The 16291-nt window shown below is 70.8% G+C and carries 12 protein-coding genes; 4 read left to right on the forward strand and 8 right to left on the reverse strand.

The features are described 5' to 3' along the window. Positions 1 to 215: 215 nt before the first annotated feature. The 3 genes from FDO69_RS40480 to thyX form a co-directional block, all read right to left on the reverse strand. Positions 216 to 1901, reverse strand: coding sequence for a ribonuclease J (locus FDO69_RS40480; protein WP_104789164.1), 1686 nt, complete (start codon positions 1899 to 1901; stop codon positions 216 to 218). 153 nt (positions 1902 to 2054) lie between these two features. Next, the gene (gene dapA, locus FDO69_RS40485; protein ID WP_104789166.1) at positions 2055 to 2954 is read right to left on the reverse strand and encodes a 4-hydroxy-tetrahydrodipicolinate synthase; all 900 of its coding nucleotides are present in this window, start codon (positions 2952 to 2954) and stop codon (positions 2055 to 2057) included. 212 nt (positions 2955 to 3166) lie between these two features. Next, positions 3167 to 3907: an FAD-dependent thymidylate synthase gene (thyX, locus tag FDO69_RS40490; RefSeq protein WP_104789168.1), complete on the reverse strand. Its 741-nt coding sequence runs from the start codon at positions 3905 to 3907 to the stop codon at positions 3167 to 3169. A 176-nt stretch (positions 3908 to 4083) separates the two neighbouring features. Between thyX and FDO69_RS40495 the strand changes: the two genes are divergently transcribed. Further along, entirely contained in the window at positions 4084 to 4323 is a 240-nt protein-coding gene (locus FDO69_RS40495) for a hypothetical protein (protein ID WP_104789170.1), read from the forward strand. A 111-nt stretch (positions 4324 to 4434) separates the two neighbouring features. Beyond that, on the forward strand, positions 4435 to 4989 hold the full coding sequence (locus tag FDO69_RS40500; protein WP_104789172.1) for a hypothetical protein: 555 nt from the start codon (positions 4435 to 4437) through the stop codon (positions 4987 to 4989). 126 nt (positions 4990 to 5115) lie between these two features. On the opposite strand, the gene FDO69_RS40505 is transcribed toward FDO69_RS40500, so the two are convergent. The 5 genes from FDO69_RS40505 to rpsO all read right to left on the reverse strand — a co-directional run bounded on the left by FDO69_RS40505 (position 5116) and on the right by rpsO (position 10538). Continuing rightward, positions 5116 to 5571: a hypothetical protein gene (locus tag FDO69_RS40505; RefSeq protein ID WP_104789175.1), complete on the reverse strand. Its 456-nt coding sequence runs from the start codon at positions 5569 to 5571 to the stop codon at positions 5116 to 5118. A gap of 13 nt (positions 5572 to 5584) precedes the next feature. Further along, positions 5585 to 6337, reverse strand: coding sequence for a 4-hydroxy-tetrahydrodipicolinate reductase (dapB, locus tag FDO69_RS40510; protein ID WP_104789177.1), 753 nt, complete (start codon positions 6335 to 6337; stop codon positions 5585 to 5587). 28 nt (positions 6338 to 6365) lie between these two features. Next, positions 6366 to 7745 carry a M16 family metallopeptidase gene (locus tag FDO69_RS40515; protein ID WP_104789180.1) on the reverse strand — a complete coding sequence of 460 codons (1380 nt, stop codon included), beginning with the start codon at positions 7743 to 7745 and terminating at the stop codon, positions 6366 to 6368. Then, positions 7742 to 9958 (reverse strand): polyribonucleotide nucleotidyltransferase, encoded by a 2217-nt coding sequence (locus tag FDO69_RS40520; RefSeq protein ID WP_104789182.1) that lies wholly within the window; start codon positions 9956 to 9958, stop codon positions 7742 to 7744. The genes FDO69_RS40515 and FDO69_RS40520 overlap by 4 nt, the downstream gene beginning before the upstream one ends. 292 nt (positions 9959 to 10250) lie before the next feature. Continuing rightward, the gene (rpsO, locus tag FDO69_RS40525) at positions 10251 to 10538 is read right to left on the reverse strand and encodes a 30S ribosomal protein S15 (RefSeq protein WP_003993372.1); all 288 of its coding nucleotides are present in this window, start codon (positions 10536 to 10538) and stop codon (positions 10251 to 10253) included. Positions 10539 to 10806: 268 nt separating this feature from the next. On the opposite strand from rpsO, the gene FDO69_RS40530 reads away from it, so the two are divergent. Next, a complete protein-coding gene (locus FDO69_RS40530; RefSeq protein WP_104789184.1) occupies positions 10807 to 11103 on the forward strand; it encodes a DUF397 domain-containing protein in 297 nt (98 codons plus the stop codon). Positions 11104 to 11550: 447 nt separating this feature from the next. After that, positions 11551 to 16026 carry an SCO5717 family growth-regulating ATPase gene (locus FDO69_RS40540; protein ID WP_420878588.1) on the forward strand — a complete coding sequence of 1492 codons (4476 nt, stop codon included), beginning with the start codon at positions 11551 to 11553 and terminating at the stop codon, positions 16024 to 16026. The last annotated feature ends 265 nt before the right edge of the window (positions 16027 to 16291 follow it).

Below are 16291 nucleotides of genomic sequence, written 5' to 3' on the forward strand. Positions count from 1 at the left end.
TCCAGGTTCCCGCTTCCGCGTTTCCCTTTCCGGCGGTTCCGACTTTATCAGAAGTTTCTGAGTCGGATTTCCCTTCCCGGCCGGGCATCGTCACCGTGCCTGAGTTGGCGCGGGTGCCCCGTCGGGAGGAGTTGTAAACCTACTGGAGCGGGGCGCCTCGATGCAAATCGAGGCGCCCCGCTCCCAGTTGGCTCGGGCTCAGGCCCGACGGGTCGTCAGACCTCCACCACAACAGGCAGGATCATCGGCCGGCGTCGATAGGTGTCCGAGACCCACTTGCCCAGCGTGCGGCGCACGAGCTGCTGGAGCTGGTGGGGTTCGACCACGCCGTCCTGCGCAGAGCGTTCGAGCACCTCCGTGATCCTGGGGACCACGTCAGCGAAGGCGGAGTCCTCGATGCCGGATCCTCGGGCCTGGATGTGCGGGCCGCCGGTGATCTTCCCGGTGGACGAGTCGATGACCAGGAAGACCGAGATGATGCCCTCGTCGCCGAGGATCCTGCGGTCCTTCAGCGCCGGCTCGCCCACGTCACCGACCGAGAGGCCGTCGACGTAGACGTATCCCGCCTGGACCTTGCCGGAGATCTTCGCCTTGCCCTCGATGAGGTCGACGGCGACGCCGTCCTCGGCGATGACGATGCGGTCGTGCGGAACGCCCGTCAGGGCGCCCAGCTCGGCGTTGGCCCGGAGGTGGCGCCACTCGCCGTGCACCGGCATCAGGTTCTTCGGGCGGCAGATGTTGTAGAAGTACAGCAGCTCGCCCGCCGAGGCGTGGCCCGAGACGTGGACCTTGGCGTTGCCCTTGTGCACCACGTTGGCGCCCCAGCGGGTGAGACCGTTGATCACGCGGTAGACCGCGTTCTCGTTGCCGGGGATCAGGGACGACGCGAGGATCACCGTGTCGCCCTGGACGATGCGGATCTGGTGGTCGCGGTTGGCCATGCGGGACAGGGCCGCCATCGGCTCGCCCTGGGAGCCCGTGCAGACCAGGACCACCTCGCTGTCCGGGAGGTCGTCGAGCGTCTTGACGTCCACGACCAGACCCGGGGGCACCCTCAGATAGCCAAGGTCCCGCGCGATGCCCATGTTGCGGACCATGGAACGGCCGACGAAGGCGACGCGGCGGCCGTACTCGTGCGCCGCGTCCAGGATCTGCTGGATGCGGTGCACGTGGCTGGCGAAGCTCGCGACGATGATGCGCTTGCGGGCGCCGGCGAAGACCTGGCGCAGGACGTTGGAGATCTCCCGCTCGGGCGGGACGAACCCCGGCACCTCGGCGTTCGTCGAGTCCGAGAGGAGGAGGTCGATGCCCTCCTCGCTCAGGCGTGCGAACGCGTGGAGGTCCGTGAGGCGGCTGTCCAGCGGGAGCTGGTCCATCTTGAAGTCGCCCGTGTGGACCGCCATCCCCGCGGGGGTGCGGATCGCCACGGCCAGTGCGTCCGGGATGGAGTGGTTGACCGCGATGAACTCGCAGTCGAAGGGGCCGATGCGCTCGCGGTGCCCCTCCGTCACCTCGAGGGTGTAGGGGCGGATGCGGTGCTCCTGGAGCTTGGCCTCGATGAGGGCGAGGGTCAGCTTGGAGCCGATCAGCGGGATGTCCGGCTTCTCGCGCAGGAGGAAGGGGACGCCTCCGATGTGGTCCTCGTGCCCGTGCGTGAGCACGATGCCCTCGATGTCGTCGAGGCGGTCCCTGATGGACGAGAAGTCCGGCAGGATCAGGTCGATTCCGGGCTGCTCCTCCTCGGGGAAGAGCACTCCGCAGTCGACGATCAGCAGGCGGCCGCCGAATTCGAAGACCGTCATGTTCCGGCCGATTTCGCCCAGGCCGCCGAGCGGGGTGACACGCAGGCCGCCTTCGGGGAGCGGCGGGGGCGTGCGGAGTTCGGGATGCGGATGACTCAAAAGACTCTCCTCACCACGCACGCCACGTACCGGTGGGGCACGTGGCGCGCGTGACGTTCGTGCAGAAGCAGTTGTCTGTGTGGGGTGCGGGCACCGGTGGCCCGCTTATTCAGTTGTGAAGCAGTTGCGCGGAAATCCGCGCGAAGTCTGTTGTCAGAGCTGTACCCCGCCGGCAGCAAGATCGATCTTGAGTTGCTCGATCTCCTCGGGCGCGCATTCGACCATGGGAGCGCGCAGAGGCCCGGCGGGCAGTCCCTGCAGGGCGAGCGCCGCCTTGGTCGTCATCACGCCCTGGGTGCGGAACATACCCGTGTACACGGCGAGCAGCTGCTGGTGGATCTCGGTGGCCTTCTGGACGTCGCCCGAGGTGTACGCCTCGACCAGGGCGCGCAGCTCGGGGGTGACGACGTGCCCGACGACCGAGACGAAACCGACCGCGCCGACCGAGAGCAGGGGCAGGTTCAGCATGTCGTCGCCGGAGTACCAGGCGAGGCCGGAGCGGGCGATGGCCCAGCTGGCGCGGCCGAGGTCGCCCTTGGCGTCCTTGTTGGCGACGATGCGCGGGTGCTCGGCGAGGCGGACGAGCGTCTCGGTGCTGATCGGGACGCCGCTGCGGCCGGGGATGTCGTAGAGCATCACCGGAAGGCCGGTGGTGTCGGCGACGGCCGTGAAGTGCCGGTAGAGGCCTTCCTGCGGCGGCTTGTTGTAGTACGGGGTCACGACCAGCAGGCCGTGTGCGCCGGTGCGCTCCGCGGCCCGGGCGAGTTCCATGCTGTGGTGGGTGTCGTTGGTGCCGACTCCGGCCACCACGTGGGCGCGATCGCCGACCGCCTCCAGGACCGCCCGTACGAGATCCGCTTTCTCCGCGTCGCTGGTGGTCGGGGACTCGCCCGTGGTGCCGTTGATGACCAGGCCGTCGTTGCCTGCGTCCACCAGGTGGGCGGCGAGCCGCTGCGCGCCGTCGAGGTCGAGTGCGCCGTCCGCCGTGAAGGGCGTGACCATGGCGGTGAGGACCCGCCCGAAGGGGGTCTGCGGAGTCGAGGTCGGAGCCATGGGTTACACGCTACTCGTTGCTCAGGACCGGGTCTGCCCATGGGGCAGGCGACAAGTCGCGACAAAGGTGGAGCCCGGCACTGCCTGCTCGGGGGTTCAAGCAGTGCCGGACCCGTTTGATCAGGCTAGATGAACTTCTCCAAATGCCGCAATACGGACACTTCGCGCGGCTGAACCGTACATCTGTACCTGATCGGGAAAACCGGGACGCGCTACGGCGCCACGCGTCCGTTCGCGTTGAAGGCGGCGTAGGTGAGCGGCATGAGCCGGGACCACTCGGCTTCCATCTTCTCGCCGACCATCTCGATCTCGCGCTGCGGGAAGGAGGGGACCTTCGCCAGCTCGTGCTGGGTGCGCAGGCCGAGGAAGTGCATCAGCGAGCGGGCGTTGCAGGTGGCGTACATCGAGGAGTACAGGCCGACCGGGAGGACCGAGCGGGCGACCTCGCGGGCGACGCCGGCGGCGAGCATCTCCTGGTAGGCCTCGTACGCCTGCCGGTACGAGTCCTCCATGACACGGCCGGTCAGCTCCTGCTGGGCCTGGGTGCCCTCGACGAAGACGTACTTGCCCGGGCGGCCCTCCTGGACCAGCTTGCGGGACTCGTCGGGGACGTAGAAGACGGGCTGGAGCTCGCGGTAGCGGCCGCTCTCCTCGTTGTACGACCAGCCGACGCGGTGCCGCATGAACTCGCGGAAGACGAAGATCGGGGCGCTGATGAGGAAGGTCATCGAGTTGTGCTCGAAGGGGCTGCCGTGCCGGTCCCGCATCAGGTAGTTGATCAGGCCCTTGGAACGCTCGGGGTCCTTCTTCAGCTCGTCCAGGGACTGCTCGCCCAGGGTCGAGACGCGTGCGGCGAAGAGGACGTCCGCGTCGGACGCAGTGTGCTTGACCAGCTCGACGGTGACGTCGCTGCGGTAGCTGGGTTTGAGGTCGTCGGCGGGGGTGTCGGTCACGGTTGGCAGGGCCTTCCCATCTCGTCGTGTGGCGACGCCACTCTACGGCCCGGCCGTTTCAGCGCGATCGGTGCCGTGCCGCAATGAAGTCGGTGAAACAGGGCACCTCTGAGGGAGTTCGTTCGTCTCTACAGACGAAAGTGATCCGTTCCACCCTTGAAGGAGACATACCCCTGATGTTCGGTCGGCGTGAACCCGTACCGTTTGCCTTCGTCGCCGAGGCCGACAGGTTCCGCAGCAATGTCACTCCCCCACCGCGCGAGCGGTCGTCCGTCGGCCATATGGCCGGACGCTGGCTGCTGGGGCTCACCCTCGTGGCGGGGCTCGTGGGGTCCCTGGTCATCGGGACGCCCGCGCTGACGCCCGACAAGACGGCTGATCAGCCTCAGCAGTCGCAGGCCTCCGACCGGCGCTGACCCGCGCCTGGCCGGCGGTGACTCCATCCGGCCCCCGCCAGTGGTGACCGGGGACACAGATCGGTAGCCTCACCGGGCACAGCCCACGCATGGATCGAGTGAGGACCAGCCGTGCCCCTGCCCTTCCTGACGGCCGACCGCGTTTTCGAGGCGGCGGACGACGTTCCGTTGCCCCACGAAGACCGTGACCGCTGGCGGCGTCCGTACCGGCCCGGGCCGTGGCGCATCGTGGTGGCCGCGCTCGCGCTGCTGCTCGCCTCGTTCGTGCTCTTCGCAGCGGTCATCATCGCCGCGACGGCCCAACTCGCCTCGGCGGCCCTGGTGTTCGGCCTGGCGCTGCTCGTCATCGCCGCGGCGCTTCGGCTGCTGCGCGTGGGCGTGTGGGTCAGCGCACGCGGGCTGCGGCACGTGGGGTTCCTCACGACTCGTACCGCGTCCTGGGAGCAGGTCGTCTCGGTGCGTACGGTGCAGCAGCCGGTGCGCTGGCTGGGGCTGCCCCGGACCGTACAGGGACAGGCGCTGCTGCTCGGGCGCCAGGGCCGGGAGGCGGGCGATCTGCCGCCCCTGATGACCACGCACAACGCGGACTTCCTGGGACGCACGGACGCCTTCGACCGGGCGGCCGACTCGGTCGAGGCGTGGGCCCAGGACTACGGCCCGCGCTGACATCTGAAGTCTCATGCCTCATACCCCATGACGGCCATGAACGGAGGGGCCGGACCGTTTTCACGGTCCGGCCCCTCCCTCATGAGTGGACAGCGGTACAGGCCGCTGTCATCCGTGGGCAGCGATTCAGGCCGCTTCGGGCTGCTTGCCGTCGTGCAGGGCGATCGCGCGCTGCATCGCCTTGCGGGCGCGCGGGGTGTCACGGGCGTCGTGGTAGGCGACGGCGAGGCGGAACCAGGTGCGCCAGTCGTCGGGGGCGTCCTCCGTCTCGGCCTTGCGCCGGGCGAAGACCTCGTCGGCCGAGTCGCGGTCGATGCGCCCGCTGGGGGTGCGCCGCAGTTCGTCGACGGGCAGCCCGCCCTCGGCGTCGAGTTCGGCGGCGAGTTGATTGGCCCTGCGGGCGAACTGGGTGTTCTTCCACAGGAACCACAGGCCGATGACCGGCAGGATCAGCACGGCGACACCGAAGGTGACGGTGAGGGGCGTGCCGACCTCGATGAGCAGGACGCCGCGGCTGCCGACCAGGACGAAGTAGACGACCAGGACGGCGGCGGTGAGGGCGTAGGTGAGCTTCGCGCGCATGACGGTCAGGGGCTCAGTTCAGATCCAGGAAGTGTTCCAGGCCGAACGTCAGACCCGGGGTGCTCACCACGCGGCGGGCGCCGAGCAGGATGCCCGGCATGAAGCTGCTGTGGTGGAGCGAGTCGTGCCGGACGGTGAGGGTCTCGCCCTCGGCGCCGAGCAGGACCTCCTGGTGGGCCAGCAGACCGCGCAGCCGGACGGCGTGGACCGGGACGCCGTCGACGTCCGCGCCGCGGGCACCGTCCAGGGCGGTGGCCGTGGCGTCGGGGGCCGGGGCGGTGCCTGCGGCGTGGCGGGCCTCGGCGATGAGCTGGGCGGTGCGCGTGGCGGTGCCGGAGGGGGCGTCCACCTTGTTCGGGTGATGCAGCTCGACGACCTCGACGGACTCGAAGTACGGGGCGGCGAGCTGCGCGAACTTCATGGTGAGGACGGCGCCGATGGAGAAGTTCGGCGCGATGAGCACGCCCGTCTCCGGGGCGGCGGACAGCCAGCCGTTCAGCTGCGCGAGGCGCTCGTCGGTCCAGCCGGTGGTGCCGACCACCGCGTGGATGCCGTGGCCGACGCAGAAATCGAGGTTGGCCATGACCGAGTCGGGCGTGGTCAGTTCGACCGCGACCTGGGCGCCGGATTCGGTCAGCGTCTCCAGCTTGTCGCCCCGGCCGAGGGCGGCGACCAGTTCCATGTCCTCGGCGGCTTCGACGGCCCGTACGGCTTCCGAGCCGATCCGGCCCTTGGCGCCGAGGACCGCCACGCGCAGCTTGCTCATCTCTTGTGCTTCCTTCACCAGGGGATCGTCAGGCGACGGCGTCGTTGAGGCGGGCCGCCTGTTTGTCCTTCAGCGGGCCGATGACCGACAGGGAGGGCCGCCGTCCCAGGATCTCGCGGGCGACCTCGCGGACGTCGTCCGGGGTGACCGACGCTATCCGCGACAGCATGTCGTCGACGGACATCTGCTCGCCCCAGCACAGCTCGCTCTTGCCGATACGGTTCATCAGCGCGCCGGTGTCCTCCAGGCCGAGGACCGTGGACCCCTGGAGCTGGCCGATCGCACGCCCTATCTCGTCGTCCGAGAGGCCGTGCTCGGCGACCTGGTCGAGCTCGTCGCGGCAGATCTTCAGCACGTCGTGCACCTGCGAGGGCCTGCAGCCGGCGTAGACGCCGAACAGGCCGCAGTCGGCGAAGCCGGAGGTGTACGAGTACACGCTGTAGGCCAGGCCGCGCTTCTCGCGGACCTCCTGGAAGAGGCGGGAGGACATGCCGCCGCCGAGGGCGGTGTTCAGCACGCCCAGGGCCCAGCGGCGCTCGTCGGTGCGGGCCAGGCCCGGCATGCCGAGCACGACGTGCGCCTGCTCGGTCTTGCGGTCGATCAGCGCGACGCGGCCCGCGGTGCGCAGGGCGCGCTTGCCGCTGCGCGGGGCGACCGGGTCGGCGGCCGGTTCCTTGAAGGCGCCGGCCTTCTCGAAGGCGGCGCGGACCTGCCGTACGACCTTGGCGTGGTCGATGTTGCCGGCGCAGGCGACGACCAGGTGGGTCGGGTCGTAGTGCTTCTTGTAGAAGCGGCGGATGCGGTCGGCGGTGAGGGCGTTGACCGTGTCGACCGTGCCGAGGACCGGGCGGCCGAGGGGGTTGTCGCCGAACATCGTCTGCGCGAACAGGTCGTGCACACAGTCGCCCGGGTCGTCCTCGGTCATGGCGATCTCTTCGAGGATGGCGCCCCGCTCGACGTTGACGTCGTCCTCGCGGATGAGCGAGCCGGTCAGCATGTCGCAGACGACGTCGATGGCCAGCGGCAGGTCGTTGTCGAGCACGCGTGCGTAGTAGCACGTGTACTCCTTCGCCGTGAACGCGTTCATCTCGCCGCCGACCGCGTCCAGCGCGGCGGAGATGTCCAGGGCCGACCTGCGGCTGGTGCCCTTGAAGAGCAGGTGCTCCAGGTAGTGGGTGGCGCCGTTCAGGGCCGGGGTCTCGTCGCGGGAGCCGACGTGCGCCCAGATGCCGAAGGTCGCGGAGCGGACCGAGGGCAGGGTCTCCGTGACGATGCGCAGTCCGCCGGGGAGGGTGGTCTTGCGGACCGTACCGATGCCGTTCTCGCCCTTGATGAGGGTTTGGGTACGGGCGACGGCCCGCGCCTCCGAGGAGGTGCGGGCCGTCGCCTGGAAGCCACGGGACGTCACTTGTCGCCGTCGTCCTTCGTCTCGTCGCCGTCTTCGCCCTCGATGACCGGGATCAGGGAGAGCTTGCCGCGGGAGTCGATCTCGGCGATCTCGACCTGGACCTTGTGGCCCACACCGAGGACGTCCTCGACGTTCTCCACGCGCTTGCCGCCGGCGAGCTTGCGGATCTGCGAGATGTGCAGCAGACCGTCCTTGCCCGGGAGCAGCGACACGAACGCGCCGAAGGTGGTCGTCTTGACGACCGTGCCCAGGTAGCGCTCGCCGACCTCCGGCATGGTCGGGTTGGCGATGCCGTTGATCGTGGTGCGGGCGGCCTCGGCGGACGGTCCGTCGACCGCGCCGATGTAGATCGTGCCGTCGTCCTCGATCGTGATGTCGGCGCCGGTGTCCTCCTGGATCTGGTTGATCATCTTGCCCTTGGGGCCGATGACCTCGCCGATCTTGTCCACGGGGATCTTGACGGTGATGATCCGCGGGGCGTTCGGGGACATCTCGTCCGGCGTGTCGATCGCTTCCATCATCACGTCGAGGATGTGGAGGCGGGCGTCACGGGCCTGCTTGAGCGCCGCGGCCAGGACGGAGGCCGGGATGCCGTCCAGCTTGGTGTCGAGCTGGAGGGCGGTCACGAAGTCCTTCGTGCCGGCGACCTTGAAGTCCATGTCGCCGAAGGCGTCCTCCGCACCGAGGATGTCGGTGAGGGTGACGTAGTGCGTCTCGCCCTCGATCTCTTGGGAGATCAGGCCCATGGCGATACCGGCGACGGGGGCCTTCAGCGGCACACCGGCGTTCAGCAGCGACATGGTGGAGGCGCAGACCGAGCCCATGGACGTCGAGCCGTTGGAGCTCAGCGCCTCGGAGACCTGGCGGATCGCGTAGGGGAACTCCTCGCGCGTCGGCAGGACCGGCACGAGGGCGCGCTCGGCGAGGGCGCCGTGGCCGATCTCGCGGCGCTTGGGGGAGCCGACGCGGCCGGTCTCGCCGGTGGAGTAGGGCGGGAAGTTGTAGTTGTGCATGTAGCGCTTGCGGGTCACCGGGGAGAGGGTGTCCAGCTGCTGCTCCATGCGGAGCATGTTCAGGGTGGTGACGCCCAGGATCTGGGTCTCGCCACGCTCGAACACGGCGGAACCGTGGACCCGCGGGATGGCCTCGACCTCGGCGGCCAGGGTGCGGATGTCGGTGACACCGCGGCCGTCGATGCGCTTCTTCTCCTTGATGACGCGCTCACGGACCAGGGTCTTGGTCAGCGAGCGGTACGCGGCGGAGATCTCCTTCTCGCGGCCCTCGAACTCCGGGAGGAGCTTCTCGGCGGCGAGCGCCTTGACGCGGTCCAGCTCGGACTCGCGCTCCTGCTTGCCGGCGATGGTCAGCGCGGAGGCGAGCTCCGGCTTGACGGCGGCGGTGAGGGCCTCGAGAACGTCGTCCTGGTAGTCCAGGAAGATCGGGAACTCGCCGGTCGGCTTGGCGGCCTTGGCGGCGAGGTCCGACTGGGCCTTGCAGAGCACCTTGATGAAGGGCTTCGCGGCGTCCAGACCGGCCGCGACGACCTCCTCGGTCGGCGCCTCGACGCCGCCCTCGACCAGCTTGATGGTCTTCTCGGTGGCCTCGGCCTCGACCATCATGATCGCGACGTCGCCGTCCTCCAGGACACGGCCCGCGACGACCATGTCGAAGACGGCGTCCTCGAGCTCGGTGTGCGTCGGGAAGGCCACCCACTGGCCGTTGATCAGCGCGACGCGGACGCCGCCGATCGGGCCGGAGAAGGGCAGGCCGGCCAGCTGCGTGGACGCGGACGCGGCGTTGATCGCCACGACGTCGTACAGGTGGTCGGGGTTGAGCGCCATGATCGTGGCGACGACCTGGATCTCGTTGCGCAGGCCCTTCTTGAAGGAGGGGCGCAGCGGGCGGTCGATCAGGCGGCAGGTGAGGATCGCGTCCTCGGAGGGACGGCCCTCGCGGCGGAAGAAGCTGCCGGGGATCTTGCCGGCGGCGTACATCCGCTCCTCGACGTCCACCGTGAGGGGGAAGAAGTCGAGCTGGTCCTTGGGGTTCTTGGAGGCGGTGGTGGCCGACAGCACCATGGTGTCGTCGTCCAGGTACGCCACGGCGGAGCCGGCGGCCTGCTTGGCCAGGCGGCCCGTCTCGAAGCGGATGGTGCGGGTGCCGAAGGTGCCGTTGTCGATGACGGCCTCGGCGTAGTGGGTCTCGTTCTCCACTAGCGTTATCTCCTCGTCTTCGTCCCGTCGCTGCCCGTGTGGCAGGGGGACGGTTGCGGAGAAGCGCTCCGGGCTGTGCGGGCCGGTCTTCGATCGAAGCACCCGGGGCTCGCTTTCCCCCGGGGGCCACTACCGAGGACCGGCGGCGGCTAGGTGCGCCTCTCCTCTTCTTGTTGTGCTGTGTCGTCCGTATTGCGTTGTGCTACCACACTACAAAGCAGTGGTGACACTCCGCACGTACAGCAAAGGGAGCGGTCCCCTTTCCTTCGGGAACCGCTCCCCTCACGGCGTCTTACTTGGCGCCCGCCGCACCGCGACGGATGCCGAGGCGGTCGACCAGCGCACGGAAGCGCTGGATGTCCTTCTTCGCCAGGTACTGGAGAAGGCGGCGACGCTGACCCACCAGGATCAGCAGACCACGACGGGAGTGGTGGTCGTGCTTGTGGGTCTTGAGGTGCTCGGTCAGGTCCGAGATGCGGCGCGAGAGCATGGCGACCTGGACCTCGGGGGAGCCGGTGTCGCCCTCCTTCTGGCCGAACTCGGTGATGATCTGCTTCTTCGTAGCGGCGTCGAGCGGCACGCGTACTCCTCGTGGTCTGTGGTGGCCACCGAGTGCCCCCGGTCTGTGTCTCGGGGGAGCTTCCGTTACTCGGGAGGCGGGGATCCGCTGGGCGCGGCCTCCAGAGCGGTGGGCTCCGGGGGTGCGTACACAAACGGCCGTCGGCCATCGTACCAGGCGACCGGGGTCTCCTTTGCCCTGGTCGTGCGAACCTCCCGGCCGGAGCGGAGGGGGCCACTAGGGTGAGCAGATTCGGATCGTTCGTACGTCGGGAAGGGGTCGCTGCGGCATGGCGGAGACGGCTGAGGAGATCAAGGCACGCAAGGAGCGGGAGCGGGACGAGCTCTACGCCCTCGACATCTCCGGTGTCGAGTGGCACAGCGCGCCGGGCACCGAGGGCCACGAGGAGCGGGTCGAGATCGCCTACCTGCCCGAGGGGGCCGTGGCGATGCGGTCCTCGCTCGACCCGGACACGGTGCTGCGCTACACGGAGGCGGAGTGGCGGGCGTTCGTGCTGGGGGCGCGGGACGGGGAGTTCGATCTTGAGCCGGGGGCGCACACCGGGGGGCTCGGAGCCGCGCAGTAGGGATCGTGGCGGACGAAGAGGGGCGCGCCGGTGAACGGCCGCCCCTCTGCTCATGTCTCCTGCGCGTCAAGGCGACTGCGTTCTCGTGACCTCAAGGCGTCTGCTTCGCAAGGTGGTTCACGACCCTTCACATGTATCGCCCTTTTTCTTCACCGAAGTGCGTGCCGTATACGTCACTTTCGGGCACCTTCTGGGCAGGTTGTGACGCGACGGACAGCTGCTCGGGGACGGACGGGCCTGCCGGGGCGGGGCTTGTGGTGATTAGGCTGGGAGGGGGCGCGCCGTCAGAGCCCGTGGTAGGCGTCGGCGTCCCAGGGGGGAAGGCGGGGGAGCCTGTGGAGCGGACGACCTCGAACGACCCTTGATACGCCGCAAACGACTTCGCACGACAAGCAAGGGTCGCCCCAGCACGGCATGAGGGTGCTCGACCACACCAGGAGGAACACTGTGAGCAGCGATCGGGACGGGATCCGCGGGGGCTGGGCGACACCCGGCGATGACCAGCCCGACGCGGAGTCCGCAGCGGAGATGACGGGCGAGTTCACCATCGACTACGCCCCGCCCGCCTGGTACACGCAGAACGCCTCGGGGAGTTCGTCCTCGGGGCAGGGGGCGGGGGCGTCCGAGGACTCCAGCGCTTCGGGGGCGCCCGGTTCCGGGCCGGGGGCTTCCGGTGTGCACGGCGGTTCCGGGGCGAACGGCGCTTCCGGCGTGCCCGGCGGTTCCGGGGCAGCCGGGGTGCCTGGTGGTCCCACCGTGCCGAAGGGGCCCGTGCCGCCGCTGCCCGGGCTGACTCGGCCGGCGCATGCCAATCCTGACGGTGGGCCTTCGTCCCTGCCGACCTCTCTGACGGGGCAGGCCTCCGCACCGGCTCCGGCGCCCGGGGCGCCCTTCACTCCTCCCGCGCCGGCTCCCGCTCCGGGCGCCCCGTTCACGCCTCCCGCGCCCGCGCCGGGTGCGCCCTTCGCGCCGCCGGCGCCGCCCGCGCCCTCTTCGGGGGGTCCTTCGCCCGTGCCCAGGCTTCCGATGGGGAGCGGGTTCGAGCCGCAGGGGTCGCCACACGGGGAGCAGTCTCCGGCGCAGGGCGAAGCGCCCGCGGGGAATGCGGCCTCTCCTACGGCCGTGCCGCACATCCCCGTCGGCGGGTACCAGTCGCAGTGGACGCCGCCGGCTCCGCCGCAGGCCCCGGCCGCTCCCGAGACTCCGGCGACTCCGCCTACATCTCCGACAACTCCGCCCGCCGCTCCGGTAACTCCGCCCGCCGCTCCGACAACTCCGCCCGCCGCTCCGGTAACTCCGCCTGCCGCTCCGGCGACTCCGCCCTTCGCTCCGGCGCCTCCGGCCCCTCCCGAGGCTTCGAGCACTCCTCAGGCTTCGGGCACGCCCGAGGCTTCGGCTGCGGCGGCTTCCGGTGATGCCGCGGAGCCGGAGAACGGTGATCTGGAGAGCGGTGCCACCATGCGCTTCTCCGCCGTCGCCCTGAAGCGGGAGATCGAGGAGCGTGCCGCTGCGGAGGCGGATTCCACGCCCGACGCCCCCGAAGACGCCGAAGACACCGACGCCCCCGAGGTCACCGAGGTCACCGAGGTCACCGAGGTCACCGAGGCGAAGGACGCCGACGAGGCCGGTGACGGTGTTCGTGCCGAGGGTGCGGAGGACAGCGCTCCCGGTGCGGAGGCAGACGACTCCGCTGCGGTTTCGGATTACGCGCTGGACGTGGACTCCTTCACCGACGTGCCGCCGGTCGACGAGGCCGAGTCGGAGAACACGCGGTCCGAAGCGGAGGATGCGGCACCCGAGGTCCTGGAGCCGCAGGTCGCAGAGCCCGAGGGCGGTGAGGCAGAGAACACCGAGACCCAGGACATCGGGTCGGAAGACGCGGACCCCTCGGACGCCAACGCCGACGAGGCTGAATCCGAGCAGTCACGGATCCGGACCGCACAGCCCGAGGACGCGCAGTCCCAGGACGGCCACCCCGAGGACGTGCACCCCGAGGATGGCCAGCCCGAGGACGCGCAGCCCGGCTCCGACGAGCCTGTGGACGCGGTACCGGCCGGGGCCGCGCACGAGGCCGAGGACTCGGTGGCGCCCGCTGCCGAGCCGTCCGACGCGCCCCCCGCCGACCTCGCGCCCGCACAGAGTGAGCCCGAGGACGCCGTACCGGCCGTCCCGGCCTCCCCCGACGCCCCCCACAGCACGCCGTCCGACTTCACTCCCCCGCCCCCGCCGGGCGTGCCGCCGCTGCCGCCGTCGTACCAGCCGGCCGCCCCGGCCCCGGCGAGCGAGTGGCCCGCCCAGCCGCAGCAGCAGCCGGCGCAGCCCTCGGATCCGAACGCGCCCGCTCAGCCGCAGCCGACGGCCGCACAGGGTCAGCCCCCGGTGCCGCTGCAGCCCTCCGTGCCGGCCCAGCAGCCACCGTTCCAGCCGCAGGCGCCGCAGCCCGCGCCCGCCGCGTGGAACCAGCCTGCCGCGCCGACGCCGCCCAACCAGCCGCCCGCGCAACCCACACCGCAGCCCGGCGGCTACGGCTTCCCGCACCCCGGCGCACCCACTCCGGCCGCGCCCAACCCCCAGGACGGCTACGGCTTCCCGCACCAGGGCACCCCGCCCCCCGCCCCGCCCGCTCCGCAAGGCGGCTACGGCTTCCCGCACCCCGGCGCGCCCACCCCGGCCGCGCCCAACCCCCAGGACGGCTACGGCTTCCCGCACCAGGGCACCCCGCCCACCGCCCCGCCCGCTCCGCAAGGCGGCTACGGCTTCCCCCAGCCGGGCGCTCCGGCCCCGGACGCCCAGCAGCCTCCGGTCCAGCAGCCCCAGGGCCCGCCGGTGCCCGCGCCCAGCTCCCAGGGCGGCTACGGCTTCCCGCAGCAGGGCACCCCGCCCACTCCCCCGTCCACCCCGCAGGGCGGCTACGGCTTCCCCCAGCCGGGTGCTCCCGCCCCGGATGCCCAGCAGCCGGTTCAGCAGCCCCAGAGCGCGCCGGCCCCCGCGCCCAACGCACAGGGCGGCTACGGCTTCCCGCACCCCGGCGCGCCCACCCCGGCCGCACCCAACCCCCAGGACGGCTACGGCTTCCCGCACCAGGGCACCCCGCCCACCCCGCAGGGCGGCTACGGCTTCCCGCACCCCGGCGCGCCCACCCCGGCCGCACCCAACCCCCAGGACGGCTACGGCTTCCCGCACCAGGGCACCCCGCCCACCCCGCAGGGCGGCTACGGTTTCCCGCACCCCGGTGCCCAGCCGCCGCACCAGCAGGTCCAGCCGCAGCCTCACATCCCGCAGCAGGCCCAGCCCCACCCCGAAGGCCAGTCGCCGCAGCCCGACCCGTCGGGGCAGCCGCAGCCGGGGCAACAGCCCCAGCAGCCCGTCGACCCCCGTACCGGCGCCGCCTGGCCGCAGCCCATACAGCACGACCAGCGGCAGCCGACCAACCCTGGGGCCGCGCCGCTCGGTTACACCGCTGCCGTGGAGCTGTCGTCCGACCGGCTGCTCAACAGCAAGAAGCAGAAGGCGAAGAGCAGCCGTCCGGTGGCCGGTGGCGGGCGGTTCAAGCTCGGTGGGAAGAAGGAGGAGGCCGAGCGGCAGCGCAAGCTCGACCTGATCCGTACGCCCGTGCTGTCCTGCTACCGGATCGCGGTGATCAGCCTCAAGGGCGGTGTCGGCAAGACGACCACCACCACCGCGCTGGGCTCCACGCTCGCCACCGAGCGGCAGGACAAGATCCTCGCGATCGACGCCAACCCGGACGCGGGCACCCTCGGGCGCCGGGTGCGGCGGGAGACCGGGGCCACCATCCGTGACCTCGTCCAGGCGATCCCGTACCTCAACTCGTACATGGACATCCGGCGGTTCACGTCGCAGGCGCCCTCCGGCCTGGAGATCATCGCCAACGACGTCGACCCGGCCGTGTCCACGACCTTCAACGACGAGGACTACCGCCGCGCGATCGACGTGCTCGGCAAGCAGTACCCGGTGATCCTCACCGACTCCGGTACCGGTCTGCTGTACAGCGCCATGCGCGGTGTGCTGGACCTCGCCGACCAGCTCATCATCATCTCGACGCCGTCCGTGGACGGTGCGAGCAGCGCGAGCACGACCCTGGACTGGCTGTCCGCGCACGGATACGCCGACCTCGTCTCGCGGTCCATCACCGTCATCTCCGGGGTCCGCGAGACCGGCAAGATGATCAAGGTCGAGGACATCGTGACGCACTTCGAGACGCGCTGCCGGGGTGTCATCGTCGTGCCCTTCGACGAGCATCTCGCCGCCGGTGCCGAGGTCGACCTCGACATGATGCGGCCGAAGGTGCGGGAGGCGTACTTCAACCTGGCCGCGATGGTCGCCGAGGACTTCGTCCGGCACCAGCAGTCGCACGGGCTGTGGACCTCCGACGGCAACCCGCCGCCGGTCGCGGCCCCGCCGATGCCCGGCCACGCCATGCCCGGCCAGCCCTACATCCAGCCCGGGCAGCCTTCCCCCCAGCCGGGCCAGGCTCCGTACCCCGGCCAGCAGGTCCCCGGCCAGCCAGGTGCGTACCCGCCCCAGCCTCAGCAGCCGCAGCCCGGGCAGCCGTACGCCCAGCCCGGCCAGCCGTATCCGCAGCCCGGCCAGCCCTATGCCCAGCCGGGCCAGCCCCCCGCCCAGCCCGGGCAGCCGTACCCGCAGGCAGCCGGCCAGCCGCCCTACCCGCAGCCGGGACAGCCGGGCCAACCCGGTCAGCAGCCGGGCCAACCGGCGGCCCACCCCGGCCAGCCGTACCCCCAGCCCGGGCAGCCCCCGGCCGCTCCCCCGCAGCCGGGCTACGGCTACCCCCAGCCCGAGCAGCCGGGTTACGGCTACCCCCAGGCCGGTCAGCCGGGACAGCCCGGCCACCCGGCCCAGCCCGACGGGCAGACCCCGCCGCCCCCTCCTCCGACGCAGTAACCGCCTCACCCGATCGGCCCCTTCTCAGGGGCCGGTCCCCTTTGGGCCCGCGCCGCTTCGACTCGGCGCGGGCCTCGGCGCGTTCAGGGACGAATTCCGTTGCCAGGCCCTGGCCAGGGGCGCGTCAGTGGTCTCGACCAATGAGTGCGGAAAGCTCGCCAACTCGTTATTTCCGCAGGCCACAAGGGGTGAATGCGCCGTTGACGGTGGAGAGGGCCGCTGGTACACACACATCACGCATCTGACAGCTGATCAACCCGTCCTT

This window comes from Streptomyces tibetensis, from assembly GCF_007655005.1.
GTDB lineage: Bacteria > Actinomycetota > Actinomycetes > Streptomycetales > Streptomycetaceae > Streptomyces > Streptomyces tibetensis.

Bases quoted from the DNA above. Each gene is read 5' to 3' on its own strand.
- dapA (WP_104789166.1), bottom strand. From the start codon at position 2,954: ATGGCTCCGACCTCGACTCCGCAGACCCCCTTCGGGCGGGTCCTCACC.
- FDO69_RS40495 (WP_104789170.1), top strand. From the start codon at position 4,084: ATGTTCGGTCGGCGTGAACCCGTACCGTTTGCCTTCGTCGCCGAGGCC.
- FDO69_RS40505 (WP_104789175.1), bottom strand. From the start codon at position 5,571: ATGCGCGCGAAGCTCACCTACGCCCTCACCGCCGCCGTCCTGGTCGTC.
- dapB (WP_104789177.1), bottom strand. From the start codon at position 6,337: ATGAGCAAGCTGCGCGTGGCGGTCCTCGGCGCCAAGGGCCGGATCGGC.
- FDO69_RS40530 (WP_104789184.1), top strand. From the start codon at position 10,807: ATGGCGGAGACGGCTGAGGAGATCAAGGCACGCAAGGAGCGGGAGCGG.